At 58.2% G+C, this 14,376-nt stretch carries 12 protein-coding genes; 8 read left to right on the forward strand and 4 right to left on the reverse strand.

Translation table 11 applies throughout. The features are described from left to right. Nucleotides 1-38 precede the first annotated feature (38 nt). The 4 genes from ABWV47_RS09620 to ABWV47_RS09635 are packed head-to-tail and all read right to left on the reverse strand — an operon-like array spanning nt 39 to nt 5,897. Nucleotides 39-1,190 (reverse strand): ABC transporter permease, encoded by a 1,152-nt coding sequence (locus ABWV47_RS09620; protein ID WP_353311138.1) that lies wholly within the window; start codon nt 1,188-1,190, stop codon nt 39-41. After that, complete coding sequence (locus ABWV47_RS09625) at nt 1,187-2,215, reverse strand: ABC transporter permease (RefSeq protein WP_353311140.1); 1,029 nt, start codon at nt 2,213-2,215, stop codon at nt 1,187-1,189. The genes ABWV47_RS09620 and ABWV47_RS09625 overlap by 4 nt, the downstream gene beginning before the upstream one ends. Before the next feature lie 9 nt (nt 2,216-2,224). Continuing rightward, nucleotides 2,225-4,126 (reverse strand): ABC transporter substrate-binding protein, encoded by a 1,902-nt coding sequence (locus ABWV47_RS09630; RefSeq protein ID WP_353311142.1) that lies wholly within the window; start codon nt 4,124-4,126, stop codon nt 2,225-2,227. Continuing rightward, entirely contained in the window at nt 4,119-5,897 is a 1,779-nt protein-coding gene (locus ABWV47_RS09635; protein WP_353311144.1) for an ABC transporter ATP-binding protein, read from the reverse strand. The genes ABWV47_RS09630 and ABWV47_RS09635 overlap by 8 nt, the downstream gene beginning before the upstream one ends. Before the next feature lie 316 nt (nt 5,898-6,213). Between ABWV47_RS09635 and ABWV47_RS09640 the strand changes: the two genes are divergently transcribed. The 8 genes from ABWV47_RS09640 to ABWV47_RS09675 are packed head-to-tail and all read left to right on the forward strand — an operon-like array spanning nt 6,214 to nt 14,320. Further along, nucleotides 6,214-7,440, forward strand: a complete 1,227-nt coding sequence (locus ABWV47_RS09640) for an aminotransferase class I/II-fold pyridoxal phosphate-dependent enzyme (RefSeq protein WP_353311146.1) — start codon at nt 6,214-6,216, stop codon at nt 7,438-7,440. Between the two features lie 5 nt (nt 7,441-7,445). Beyond that, a complete protein-coding gene (locus ABWV47_RS09645) occupies nt 7,446-8,096 on the forward strand; it encodes a DUF4833 domain-containing protein (protein ID WP_353311148.1) in 651 nt (216 codons plus the stop codon). After that, nucleotides 8,093-9,205: an inositol-3-phosphate synthase gene (locus ABWV47_RS09650; RefSeq protein ID WP_353311150.1), complete on the forward strand. Its 1,113-nt coding sequence runs from the start codon at nt 8,093-8,095 to the stop codon at nt 9,203-9,205. The genes ABWV47_RS09645 and ABWV47_RS09650 overlap by 4 nt, the downstream gene beginning before the upstream one ends. Beyond that, on the forward strand, nt 9,205-10,002 hold the full coding sequence (locus ABWV47_RS09655; protein ID WP_353311152.1) for an SDR family NAD(P)-dependent oxidoreductase: 798 nt from the start codon (nt 9,205-9,207) through the stop codon (nt 10,000-10,002). Before ABWV47_RS09650 ends, ABWV47_RS09655 begins: the two co-directional genes overlap by 1 nt. Next, nucleotides 9,999-10,877: a phosphatidate cytidylyltransferase gene (locus ABWV47_RS09660; RefSeq protein ID WP_353311154.1), complete on the forward strand. Its 879-nt coding sequence runs from the start codon at nt 9,999-10,001 to the stop codon at nt 10,875-10,877. Before ABWV47_RS09655 ends, ABWV47_RS09660 begins: the two co-directional genes overlap by 4 nt. Before the next feature lie 40 nt (nt 10,878-10,917). Further along, nucleotides 10,918-12,048, forward strand: a complete 1,131-nt coding sequence (locus tag ABWV47_RS09665) for an LptF/LptG family permease (RefSeq protein ID WP_353311156.1) — start codon at nt 10,918-10,920, stop codon at nt 12,046-12,048. Continuing rightward, entirely contained in the window at nt 12,045-13,190 is a 1,146-nt protein-coding gene (locus ABWV47_RS09670; protein WP_353311158.1) for an LptF/LptG family permease, read from the forward strand. Before ABWV47_RS09665 ends, ABWV47_RS09670 begins: the two co-directional genes overlap by 4 nt. Beyond that, entirely contained in the window at nt 13,187-14,320 is a 1,134-nt protein-coding gene (locus tag ABWV47_RS09675) for a glycosyltransferase family 4 protein (protein WP_353311160.1), read from the forward strand. The genes ABWV47_RS09670 and ABWV47_RS09675 overlap by 4 nt, the downstream gene beginning before the upstream one ends. Nucleotides 14,321-14,376: the final 56 nt, after the last annotated feature.

Consider the following 14,376-nt stretch of genomic DNA (forward strand, 5'->3'; position numbering starts at 1 on the left):
TGGCGGGCATTTTCAAATCACATGTTTCGCCGGGTGGTTTAGCTGCGGTTTGGGTCCATCGCATCGCGCAACCCGTCGCCAAAGAAGTTGAACGCCAAGACCACAATCACAATTGGCAGCATCGGAATCGCCGTCCACGGATAAATTTCAATCGACGCAAGATTCTGCGCATCGTTCAGCATAACACCCCAACTCACCGCCGGTGCCCGCAGGCCCAGGCCCAGGAACGACAGCGCCGTCTCCCCCAAAATCATCGCTGGGATCGACAAGGTTGCGCTGGCAATCAAATGGCTCAGGAAGTTTGGCAAAAGGTGTTTCTTGATCACGCGGCTGGGTTTGGCCCCCATCATCTCGGCCGCCTTCACAAACTCCTCTTCCCGCAGGCTGAGGAATTTGGAACGCACCGCACGCGCCAATCCGGGCCAATCCAAAATACCTAGAATGATAGATATGATGAAAAACACGGAAACCGGCCCCCAATGGGACGGCACAGCGGCGGACAATGCCAGCCACAAAGGCAACTCCGGAAGGCTGCGCAGCACTTCGATCACCCGGTTGATGATCCAATCAAGGAAGCCCCCGAAATAGCCTGCAATCGATCCCAAAACGATGCCAATCACAAATGACACGGTGATCCCCACCAACCCCACGGTCAGCGATAGCTGCGCGCCGTAGAAAATGCGAGAAAACACATCGCGTCCCAGCCGGTCCGCGCCAAACAGGAACAGCGTTGCCCCTTCAGGCGCACATACCAGATGGGTGGTAGAGGGGATGAAGCCGACCAAATTGTATTTGGATCCCTCACAAAAGAATTCCAGTTTTGCCGGCGCGTCGCGATCCTCAACGTATTTCCAACTGAACGTCTCAAGATCAATCTCAGCGGTGGTTGGATAGACATGCGGCCCGATAAACTTGCCTTCGTGGAACAAGTTGATCGCTTGAGGCGGGGCGTAGATGTAGTCTTCGAGACGCTCATTGGGCGTGTAGGGCGCAATGAACCCGGCAAAAGGCAGTGACAGATACGCCAACAGCAGAAAAATCCCGGACACCAATCCAAGCTTGTGCTGCTTAAACCGCAGCCACAACAGTCGCGTGTTGGACATGTCCAACTCAGCACTGCGCGCTTCGGCGGCAGCCTCAGGGTTATACGGTGCCTGATCTACAAAACGGCCATCTGATTGCATGCTCATCGCTCCCGCCCTCCGAACCGAATGCGCGGATCAAGCAAGGCCAGCAAAAGATCCGACACCAACGTGCCAATCAAGGTCAACAACGCCACAAACATCAAAACAAACGCTGACAGGAACAAGTCCTGCGATTTTAGGGCTGTCAGCAACAGAGGCCCAATGGTTTGCAGCCCCAGCACAACGGACACCAGAACCGAGCCTGACACCAATGAGGGCAACAACGTGCCGATGTCGGCCACAAAAGGGTTAAACGCCACACGCAGCGGATATTTGGACAGCATCCTCGCTTCACTCAATCCTTTGGCGCGTGCGGTCTCCACATAGGGTTTGCCCAGCTCATCCAGCAAGTTCGCTCGCAACCGCTGCATCATCGCCGCCGCACCGGAGGTGCCAATCACAAAGGTTGGAATGATCAAATGGATCAGCACCGACTTCATCTTGTCAAAGCTCATCGGCTCCCCTTCAAACTTGGGGTCCATCAACCCACCAATCGGCAGGTTGAGATAGCGGTTGCCGTAGTAAAACAGGATCAACGCCAGCAAGAAGTTTGGCGTCGCAAGCCCAAGGTAGCCAACAAATGCAGAGCTGTAGTCCACCCACGTCTTGGACTTCGCCGCCGCCAAGACCCCCAATGGCAAAGCCACCGCATAGATGAACAGCACCGCCGCCAGATTGACCAATACGGTCATCCACAGTGCCCCGCCCACCAGATCAGACACCGGTTTGTCAAACTCAAAGGACCAGCCAAACTCGCCCTGTATCAGCCCCGCAAACCCATGTGGGCCCGGCATAAACCCGGCCCAGATCATGTATTGCTTCCAAAGTGGCTGATCCAGCGAGTATTCCGACCGCAGGAATTCCGCTTTGGCAATCCCAGCAGTTTGCCCGGTCGCCCGCAACTCGTTGATCTGATTGGACAGGTAATCCCCCGGCGGCAGAGTGATGATGGCAAACACCAAAATCGACACCACAGCCAGTGTCGCCAGCATGGTCAGAAACCGGAAAACCGCAAACCGCAGCAGGGCCATCCCGCGCTCCTATTGCTCAAAGAAAAATTCATCAGGGCGATGCACCCCGAAGTGTGAACCCGGCGACCAAGCCCAAATGGCCTTGTCCGGCACATTGCGCAGCTGGTTGGAGACCACCACAGGCTGCGGCGCGCCGTTCAAAAGGCCGATGGCAAACACGTTGTCCGCGTGAATATCCACCATCTCTTGCCAGATCACCCCACGTTCCACCGCGCCATAAGCACGCGTCCACTTATGTGCCAGATCGTTGAGCTGGATTGCAGCCACCATATCTGGCGGCTCACCCACTTCGCCGTGGGTCTGGTGATACTGCCCCCACTTGGGCCAAGACTGAAACGCTTGATCCCACGGCGCCAAATACCCCGGCGATGTGTAAGTTTGCGGCAAGCCATTGTCCCAACCAAACCAAGTTGAAGCCATGGTTTCACCAGCATACACACGGTTGCGCAAAATATCACGTTCCAGCGGACGCATGATCAGTTTGACACCAATCTCCGCCCAATTGTCGATGATGATTTGCAGCGCGTTTTCGACCTCTTGGCGTTCCCCTGCGGTCTCCACGACAATCCACGCTGGCCGGCCATCAGGCAGCAAGCGGTAGCCGTCCTGATCCCGCTGATCCAACCCCATCTCGTCAAGCAACGCATTGGCCTTTTCCAGATCCCGAATGGCCCAAGCATTGCGATTTTCTTCGCGGAAGAACGGGCTGATCGGCAGCACAGTCATGCCACCGGAATTGGCAAGACCAAAATAGAGGCTCTTGTTGATGATCTTGCGGTTGATCGCCAGCGAAAGCGCCCGGCGAAAGCGCACATCGCGCATGGTGTCACGCCACATATTGTCGTTGTAGTTGAGGTTCGGATAAATCGCGATCTGACTTGCGGTGCCGTTGCTCCACAACTTCGTGGTATAGCCACCGGTCGCCTCACCCTTCTTTAGGATGGCAGTGTCTTTGAAATCCAAGCCGCGCGCCTGAAGGTCGACCTCTCCAGCATTGGCTTTTGCGGCCACCAGACCGGGCGCAACAACTTGCATCTCCACCACATCCACATAGGGCAGCTGGACGCCGTTTTTGTCGACACGATGGTAGTATGGGTTGCGCACAAATAAGAACCGGCTTTTGCCGTCTTTGGTCGCCAACATCCACGGCTGCAGCGTCGCCAAATCCGGGTTGTCGAACTTGTACATATTGTCGAGCCGGTTGTGCAGCGCCGCCCAGCTGCGCACCCGCGCCTCATACAACCGCTCGCTCAGCGTTTCCTCATCCGTGTAGTCCGCGTGATACGGCTTCAACAAATGCGCTGGCCGGTAAATAAACGGCGGCCGCGCCTCAGCCAAACTCTGCAAAAACTGCGGGTTGGGCTTGCTCCACTCATAAATCACCGTATGCGCATCAGGAAAACTCACTTTGGGCAATTCGCCCTCAACCCGCAGGAAATCTACAGGGCCCGACGGCTGCAACAATTCATTGTTGGCCACATCTTCCCACCAGTAGCGGAAATCTTCAGAGGTGAAAGGGTGCCCATCTGACCACATATGACCGGGGCGCAGATGCAGGGTGAATTTCTTGTCATCCTCATTCTCATAGTCTCGGAGAATGTCCGCTTCCAACTCGTAGCGTTCGTTGTAACCCACCAGACGCGCATATCCGTAAACAACCATCTGCCGCACATCTTTGGCACGCGTTACCATGGTGCGCAGCGTACCGCCCTGCTGACCAGTCTCACGGTTGCGCAATTCCAAATCCACAACTTTAGGCGCGTCGGGAATTCGCTTGGCGACGGGTGGGAGGTTTCCGGCATCCACCTCTTGTTGCCAAAACGCGCTCTCTTGATAGTCTTGGGCCTGCGCTGTCAGGCCAACTGCCGACACCGCTGCAACAACAAATGCAAAAATGCGCGCGTTAAGCATGGTAACGTACCTTATGTCCGGGTTCCGTTTCGGTAAGAGGCGGCGCTTTGACACCGTCAAACCTGAAGGCGTCAGGCCAGCTACCGGGTTCCCCCGCGCCTTGCGCCACAATTTTCAAATTGATCGGACGCGCAATATCCGGTTCCGGTTGCGCAGCAATCAATGCCTTGGTGTAGGGGTGTTGCGGATTGTAAAAGAGCTGCTCCGGCGGGCCTTGCTCCACCACCAACCCGGCCCGCATGACGGCCACCTCATCGGCAATACGCGCCACCACAGCCAGATCGTGACTTATAAACAGATAGCTCAGATTCAACCGATCTCGAATGTCCTCGAGCAACTGTAAGACTTGCTCTTGTACAGACACATCCAACGCGGATGTCGGCTCATCACATACCAAAAACGTCGGTCCCAGCATCAGGGCCCGCGCGATCGACAGGCGCTGACGTTGACCACCAGAAAACGCATGCGGAAACCGGGTCAGCATATTTTCGTTCAGGCCCACCCATTTCAGGATTTCCACCGCCCGATCCACACGCTCTGACGGGCTGCCAACGCCGTGAATTTCCAACGGCTCACACAGCGCTTCTTTGACCCGCATCCGAGGATTTAGCGTACTGTACGGGTCCTGAAACACCATCTGCGCTTTGCGCTGAAATGCCAGGCGCTCTGCCCGATCCAAATCCTGCAGGTTCACCGGATCAGCATCCGGCGCGCTGCGAAACAACAGCGACGCGCCAGGATCGGCGCGCTCCGCGCCCAGCGCCATCCGGGCGCAGGTTGTCTTGCCAGAGCCAGATTCCCCCACAACAGCCAGCGTTTTGCCGCGTTCAACCCCAAAATCGATGCCCCGCACCGCTTTCACAACAGTCTTGGGTTTCCAAGGCGAGCTGCCTTTCAGGATGTAGGTTTTGTTGACCGAGCGCATTTCCAAAATGTAGTCACGCTCGTCCTCTTTTGGCCGGTCTTCTGGCGTGGCCGGGATCTCTGGCGCTGCTGCCATCAAATCACGCGTGTAAGGATGATGTGGATCGCGCAGGATCAACGGCGCGGGTCCTGCCTCCATCACACGACCTCTGTTCATCACAACCACGTCGTCGGCCATATTGGCCACCACACCCAGATCGTGCGTCACCAGAACGACGGCCATCCCGTATTCAGCCTGCAAATCTTTGATCAGCCCCAGCACTTGGGCCTGAGTGGTCACATCAAGCGCGGTGGTGGGCTCATCCGCAATTAACAAATCAGGACGCACAACCATGGCCATCGCGATCATAGCGCGCTGTCGCATCCCGCCTGACAACTCAAACGGATAGCTGTCATACACCCGTATCGGATCGGGGAAACCAACCCGCTCAAACATCGCCAAAACACGCTCTTTGCGTTCTGCGGCGCCGTAAGGGTGGTGCAGTTTCAGCGCTTCGGAGACCTGATTGCCGATACGATGCAGCGGCGACAAGGAACGCATCGGCTCCTGAAAAATCATCGCAATGCGTCCACCACGAAGCGCGCGCATCTTGCGCTCGCTCAGATTGGTGATGTCGATTGGGTCTGCATCCCCTTGCCCTGCCAAGATAATCTTGCCCGCACGCAACTGTGCGGCTGCTGGCAAAATCCGCAAAGCGGACCGACAACTGAGTGTCTTACCGGATCCGCTTTCCCCCACCAGCGCCAGCGTCTTCCCGGCTTCAACCGAAAAACTGACATCGTCCACAACCGGTGCGGCCGAGCCAAAACCGATGGTCAGATTCTCCACAGTTAAAAGTGCAGTCACACCCACGTCCCTCGCCACGCATTTGTTTTCCCACCTCGCGGCAGAGCGTCTTGAGACATCTGAACATGATTATCCCTGTCGGAGCAAGCGTCTAGACCGCTCTGGCCGTTCGCGATCTGCACAAATGCAGGTCACAACCGCCGCCCCCGGCCTTATGTGCCCAGAACATGCCCACTCCGCCCTTGCATTGTTCTGGACCGGATGCGACTAAACAGTCATATTGAAAGAATGCCGCAAACATCCATCGTTTGTGCTTTTGTTTTGGTTTGATTTTACACGGATTGGCTATTGGCGCAGCCTTGCTGCGGAGACTTGCATGAAGACATCAAATTCTAGCTTTCTGGCTTTCGCGGAACGCCGTTTTCGCCTGAGCGGCCGGGCGCTGATCGAAAACGGCCATCCCTATTTTGTGCCAACCGACGGGCTTGAGGCCCAATCCGATATGTGGCCGCACGGTTATTTGTCGATGTCTCACTACGACTACCTCGGTCTTATGCACCACCCCGCCACCACCACCGCTGCCAAAGCAGCCATCGACGCACAGGGCACCGGTGTTGGCGCGTCACGATTGGTCGGTGGTGAACGCCTTGCCCATCGCGCTTTGGAAGAAGACATGGCCGATTTCCTCGGCGTCGGCGGCGTGCTGTCGGTGATTTCTGGCTACCTGACCAACGTATCCGTGATTGGCCTCTTGGTCGGTCCGCGCGATCTGGTGCTGGTCGATGAGCTGGCACACAACTCCATCATGGTGGGCGCACGCGGCGTGAAGGGGCGTTTTGAAACCTATGCCCACAACGATCTGGATGATCTGGAGCGGCTGCTGCGCGAACACCGCGCTGAGTACAACCGCGTTCTGATTTGCACCGACGGGCTGTTTTCCATGGACGGGGACATCACTGATCTGCCGCGTCTCTTGGATATGAAAGATGCCTATGACGCTTGGCTTTTGCTGGACGAAGCCCACTCCTACGGTGTGCTTGGCGCGACTGGGCGCGGCCTGTGCGAACACTTTGGCGAAGACCCAAATCGAGTCGAAATCGCCATTGGCACCCTGTCCAAAAGCTTCGCGTCCTCTGGCGGGTTCATCGCGGCAAATTCTGATGTGATCGAATGGATGCGCTTTTGCTTGCCGGGCTTTGTCTATTCGGTCGGCTTGGGGCCCTCCACTGTTGCCAGCGCCCATGCGGCCCTACAAGTCTTGCGCACCGAACCAGAGCGCGTCGCCAAATTGCGCGCCAATTCACGTGACTTCCTGCAAAAGGCCGCCGACGCTGGCCTGAACACCGGCACTGCTATTGGCGAGGCCGTGGTTCCGATATTGTTTGAAACTCCAGATGAGTGCGTCTTTGTGGCTGAAGCTTTGATGCAGCAAGGCATCTATGCCCCGCCAGTGGTGCATGTCGGCGTCCCCAAAGACATGCCTCGCATTCGGTTCTTCATCTCTGCCGCCCACAGCACAGCTGATACTGATCGGGTGATCAAAGCGGTGGAAGAGGCCCTGCAGGCGGCGACCGCCTTGCGACAGCGCATGAGCGCGGAATAACCACGATGCCGGCACTTCTACGCAAGACTTCGCGGGGCCGCTCCCTGACATCGCTTCTCTGCGCTGTTTGCCTCACCCTTGCGACATCTCTGCTAACCGTTTCCGCCGCCTCCGCCAAACCGACGCTGTCCATCTTATCGACACAGTCAACCCAACAGCTCCCAACCGAAAACCCCGCCTTCAAGCATCCCAAAGAGCCGGGACAGCTGTTTTTCCTGCAGCGTACGTTGAACGCCAATACCGTTGTGTACACAGCCCGTTTTGACGCCGAAGGAAACCTCGATGCCAAACAGCCGATTGCGATCTATTGGCGCCGCTTCGCAGATCAGGGCCAAACCATGCCCCTGCGTTGGTACGAACGTATGTTCGGCTTTGGAGTGCGCGTGTCCAACGGGGCGGTCAGCAACCGGCATTCGCTCACGTTTAACGCGCTCAAAAGACATCAACTGGAACTGCGCCAAACCGGACCGTTTTCCGCCGCGCTTTTCACCCGACAGAACAACCGCGACTACCAATTGATCTATGCCTACCTTGATGTCGACGAAAGTGGCCTGTTTCCCAAAGTGACCGGCCTGCGCCTCTATACAAGTGACCCACAAACAGGTCTTTATGTGACCCATACCATTGCCGTTTCCGGCGGAGCCTACAAAGAATGACCCAAATGCAGCCCTCCTCCCCCATTCGCACAGTCATCATCGGCGTGGGCAACTGCGCCAGTTCGCTGATCCAAGGCGTGTCTTATTGCCGTGCCTTAGGGGATGATGCGGTTGGGGTCAGCTTCCCGGACTTGGGCGGGTACACACCCGCCGATGTGGACTTGGTGGCAGGCTTTGATGTGGACAGCCGCAAAGTTGGCTTGACCTTGGGCGAAGCTGCCTTTGCAGCGCCCAACTGCACAGAGCGGTTTCACACCCAACTTGATGATCAAACCGCCACGGTTTTGCGCGGCCCTGATCTGGATGGCGTCGCCGCGCATATGCTTACCAATCCAGCTGATCGCAGCTTCCGCCTGTCGGATGCACCAGCGCTCAGCAAAGCAGAGATTGTCGCGAAATTGAAAGAGCTTCAGGCAGAGGTCATGATCATCTTCCTGCCGGTTGGGTCACAAAAAGCAGTCGAATTTTATGTCGAATGTGCGCTTGAAGCAGGCGTCGCCGTGGTTAACGGCATACCGGTGTTTATTGCCTCACACCCAATATGGGCAGAGAAATTTGTCGCCGCAGGTGTGCCCATCCTTGGCGATGACTTCAAAGCGCAACTGGGCGCAACCATCTTGCACCGCACCTTGGCCAATCTGGCCGAAATGCGTGGCGTGGAAATTGATCGCACCTATCAGCTCAACGTGGGGGGCAACACCGACTTCCTGAACATGAGCGAAAACGCCCGCCTGATGAACAAGCGCGAGAGCAAAACAGAGGCCGTGCAATCCGCAATGGAAGAGCGGCTGGATGAAAACGACATTCGCATTGGGCCGTCAGACTATGTGCCTTGGCTCAACGACCGCAAAGTTGCCTATGTGCGGCTTGAGGGGCGTCTTTTTGGCGGCGCGCGCACCAATATCGAGGTGCGTCTGGACGTCGAAGATAGCCCAAATGCTGCCGCCGAAGCCCTTGTGGCCATCCGTCTGGCCCGCATAGCCCGTGATCGTGGCCTTGCAGGACCGATCTCTGAGGCCAGCGCCTTTCTATTCAAACATCCCCCGGAGCAAATCGAAGACACCGACGCGCATGAAGTGGTCTTGCGGTTTGTGAACGCAGACGGCTGATGCGCGCGGCGTTCATCACCGGCGGCTCCAGTGGGATTGGTTTCGCAGCCGCGCTCCAACTCGCCGCAAAGGGCCACGATCTAGCGCTCTTTGCCCGCGATGCCGCCAAGCTTTTGGATGCCCGCGCTGCTCTTTTGGACGCGGCGCCCAGCATTGACATCCAAACCTACGCGGTGGACGTCGCCAATACAGAGGCCTTTACGGAGGCCCTGCTGGACGCCACACAAAAACTCGGCGCGCCAGAGATCGCCATTGCCAGCGCTGGCATTGCGCAGCCCGGCTTGTTCACTGAGCAACCTTTGGACCTTCATCAGCGCCACATGGCCGTGAACTATTTGGGCACACTCACCTTTGCACACACACTCGCAGGCCCGATGGCCGCAGCAGGCGGTGGGCATATCGGGTTCGTGGCCTCTGGTGCGGCCCTCTTTGGCATCTATGGCTATGGCGCCTATGCGCCGTCAAAATTTGCCCTGAGTGGTTTGGGCGAAATTCTGCATCTCGAACTGGCCGCACAAGACATCTCTGTCACTGTGGTTTACCCACCTGACACCGACACACCACAGCTTGCCGAAGAAGAGCGCACCAAGCCTGAAATCACAAAAGAGATCACCGCGGACGGCGGATTGTGGCAACCGGAGGACGTGGCAAACAAACTGATCAAAGGCATGTTGGCGCGCCATGCAGCGGTGACACCAGGCTTTCAGATGACCGCGCTACATCGCTTTGGCAGCTTACTGGCGCCACTGTTGCGCTGGCATCAGAAACGCATCATTGCGCGATACAAAAACAGATGACAGCGCCCCCCATCCACATACTCGCTCTGATCGCCAGCAGCATCGTTGGCGGGGGATTTGTGTTGCTCGCCGTCTTGGCAACTGTGCCCTCTCTGCGCCACAAGAGCTTTGACCTGATGCGCACCCTGCTTAGCGCCGCACTGATACTTTTGTGTCTCATTGCGGTGTTTATGATGGGACCGCAGATGCGTTTGGCGGCGCTGACCCTTGCGGGTGCACGTATTGGCTATGAGATCGCCACCCTACGCCTTCCCGGTGAGAAACATGTGTTGCTGGTGGCGATTGGCACCGCCGCACTCACCTTGGTCAGCGTGCTTTATACGCCGGTCGCGCTGGCCTGTGCCGGTCTCTGGTTTGTGCTTTTGGGGCGTGTGGCTATTTTGCAGGGCACAAAAATGCCCGCCCTGCCGGACATGTTGCTGTTCCCAATCTTGCCCTTTGCTCTGTTGGCACATGGCGCCGTGGCGGCTGATCTCGCCCCGCTGATGTTGGCAAGCTACGTGTTGGTAGAAATATTTGACAGCTTTGCGCTGCTGTTTGGCAGCCTTTGGGGCCGCACCAAAGCCTTCCCATCTCTCAGCCCCAACAAAACCATCGAAGGTCTCGCAGGTGGTACGCTGTGTCTGCTGATCGCGGCCATCGGCGCAGCCCTGATTTGGCATATCGCGCTGCTCCCGGCCGTGGTGACTGTGCTCTTGATCGGCGCGCTTGCGATCGCAGGCGATCTCACCGCGTCACGCCACAAACGCATCGCCAAGGTGAAAGACTATCCCAAAATGCTGCCCCGCCAAGGCGGGTTGCTGGACAGTTTGGACAGCTGGATCGCCGCCGGGGCTGGACTGACCACCCTGCATCTTATGGTGTCAATGTGGTAACAGGCTTGCCAGCCGCCGCCCCGATAGGGACACTTGCACTATGATGCGCCTGTCATTGTTTCCCCGCCTTCCGGTGCTGCGTGTGCTGGGCAAGCCGCTGATATTGCGGCTTTTGCTTCTGTTGTTGGTGATTGAGGCCATTTTTCTGGCGGAAAGTTTCACCACCCTGATGGAACACGCGCTGCGCTATGGCGGGTCAGCCGCTGACATTTTGCGCCTGCTGAGCTTCAAAGGGCCCGAAATCCTCGATCTGGCCTTGGCCATCGGCCTGTTGATTGCCACATATTTCGCCACACAAGATGCCCGCAACCGCGGAGAGCTGGTGATTCTGGCCACCGCAGGCATCCACTGGGGCCGCATCGTCACCTTTGTGTTGGTATTGGGCACAGCGGGCGGCCTGCTCAGCTTTTTAAACGCTGGCATGCTGCTGCCAATGGCAAAATTTGGCGAACGCATCGCCTTGGCCGATCTTCAAAAGACCTATGTGCTGACGCGCATCGAAGAGGGGGCGAAAGAGACCACCTTACAAACGATCCGCGACACCACATTTATCGCCACACCACCGCGCAAAGATGGCACCGATCCACGTGGCCAGCTGTTTGTGTTTCAACCCGACGTAAGGGGCCTGTGGCGCGCCGCGCTGTCGCAGAGCTGGCAGGTCAGTGATCCGGCCCCGGCAGACACGCACAAGATCACCCTCAAACATCTCACCGTGCTCGAAGGTCCCTACCCCTCCAACGCGCCAGCCCCTGCCCTCACACGGTTCGCCACCGAAAACGCCAGCTTTGCTTTTGTGATGTCAGATGCATTGCCAAGCCCCGCCACCACCCGTTCTGCTGCTGAGCGCTTGCTCGATTTGAACCGCGACGCCCCTGCCCGTCTGGCCACCCTGATCACCCGCGCGCTGATGGTGCCGATGGCAGGGCTTTTGGCACTGGCTGCATTGGTGGCGGGTGGCAGTGGGCCCCGGCGTCATGTCGCCTTACCTCTTGCCGCCCTGCTCTTGATGTCAGGCGATGTCGCCAGCCGTGCACTGATTACGCAATGGGCTGACGTCCTCTCCTCGCCCGCTTTGATTTCCGTCGCGTGCATGCTCTATCTCGGCCCCCCTTTGGCCTATCTGATCCTGCGCGGCGAGGCGCTGATGATGCCCGCAAAGGCGCGCGTATGAGCTGGCGCAGCCATACCGGGCTGGCGGTACGCGCCATGGTGCGCGCAGATCTGGCAGCAATTGGCTTTCTGATGTTTGTTCTGTTGGTGATCGCGCTTGCCATCGACCTCGCCAAATGGCTGCCTTCAGTGCAATCCCGCGCCGCCGCCACCGACACCCCGTTGTGGCAGGTGTTACTCCCCTACATTGGCTTCCGCAGCATCGACATCATCACCCGGCTGCTCACGATGGCCTGTGTGGCGGGCGGCTTTGCTGTGACCCTGCTGCGCCATCAACGGCTGGAAGACATTGTGATCGCAACCGCAGGCGGCGGACCAACACTGCGCATCGCCGCGCTATGCCTGTCCGGCCTGCTGTTGGGGGGGGTGCAACTGAGTGGAGAGGCCTGGCTGCGCCCCTTGGCGGTGGAGCGTCAAGTGCGCGACAATCTTGGTGACTACGGTCAGAGATACCACACCGTCGACATGGGGACTCAGTGGCTGGCCGATGACACCCGCGCCCTGCGTGCTGACCTCACACGCGGCGCAACACCCACCCTGCAAAACGTCATGATATTTGACGGAATAAACCAACCGACCCTCACGCGGGTGCTCTCCGCGCACTCCGCCACCCCAAGCGGCCAACCCGGTGTATGGTCCCTGCACAAGGTGACGCTCTGGGATGGCGACATCGGCGTGCCAGAGCAGCACGACCAACTGGACCTACCTCTGCCGATAAGCACGGCCAGCCTGCGGTGGTTTGGCGTGGATGCCTACTACCTGCCCAATGCCGCCGCGCGCACCATCGCCGCACAGCCCAACGCCCCCAACACCGCCGACGCCGCCACAGCTTTGGCCGTGCGCAAAACGGCGTTTTTCCTGCCTGCAATCTTTGCACTGCTTGGCGTGTCATTGGCCAGCTTAGGGGCACGCGGGCGGCGGCTGTCGCCGTTTCGGCTGCTGGCATTGGCCGCTGTGGGGTACCTGTGCGTTGTCTCGGTCAAAGTGTTCTGGGCCCTTGGCATTCACGGCACTGTATCCCCCCTCATTGCGGCAACCGTACCTGCTCTCTGTGCACTCTTACTGGCGGTCACAATACAATTGATCCAATCTGGACATCTGCGCCGCCCACCCACTTTGGCTGTCCCAAGGACCACCTCATGAAAGTCGTACAGCTGACTCCTTACGCCATGGATCGCCCCGGCGGCGTGCAAAGTCATGTGCGCGATTTGTCCGCGTGGCTGCGCAGGCAAGGCCATGAGGTCAAAATCATTGCCCCACCGGGCGCTCCTACATATGCCGAGGACGGCCTGATGCCCGTCGGCAGCGCACGCCCCATATCCGTTCACGGCACCCAATTTGAAATCAGCCATGCCAACCGCTCCGAACGCCGCGCCGCCGTATCAGCGTTGCGCGATTGGGGAGCTGATGTAGTGCATTTGCACACCCCATGGACACCTTTGCTCCCGTGGCAAATCTGGCGTGCGTTGAAACTCCCAACCATCGCCACTTTTCACGCAACCCTTCCAGACGGCGACGGCTTTGACCCGCTCGCATGGGCTTTGCGCCGCGTGGGCCATCACTTCAATCGTCACATCAGCCACCTCATAGTGCCCTCTCAAGCCCCTTATGACCAATGGGCCGCCGCTGCGGCCGCACCGCTGCCCACCATCCTTCCGCCAGCAATTGACCTGTCACAATGGCGCACAGCTAAAGACGCGGCGATTGCCGCGGACACACCAGACCAGTTCCGTGTGGTGTACATGGGGCGACTGGAAGCGCGCAAAGGCGTGGCTGTTTTGCTGAAGGCTTGGAGCCAGCTTCAGGCGGCGCTGCCGGACGCTGAGCTGATCATCGCAGGTTCCGGCGAAGAAGAGGCCACATTGCGCGAATATGCCCGCGCTGCGGCCCTGACAAACGTGACATTCCAACCGCCGCCCAGCAATGCACAAGCCCGCAATTTAATGGCCTCTGCGGATGTCTTTGCCGCGCCTGCCCTGCACGGGGAGAGCTTTGGCTTGGTGCTGATCGAAGCCATGGCCGCTCAGGCGGTGCCCGTGGCCGCAAACAACGCTGGATTTGCCACCGTGATGACCGGCAAAGGCGCCGAGCTCCTGTTCCCACCCGGCGATACACACGCCTTGGCAGACACGATCATGAAGCTGGCACAGAATCCGGCACATCTGACCGCCTGCCGATCATGGGCCACCCAACACGCTGCTCGTTTCGACGTCACTTCTGTTGGCCCTGCCTATGAAGCGCTGCTGCAAGACGCCTGCTCAGGAGCGTCATGACCTCTGCGCCCTTGTCAAAGCCAAAGCAGCGTGCCAGACCAATGATAGCTCCGCAA

The organism is Shimia sp. NS0008-38b, assembly GCF_040370365.1.
Taxonomy (GTDB): Bacteria; Pseudomonadota; Alphaproteobacteria; order Rhodobacterales; family Rhodobacteraceae; genus Shimia.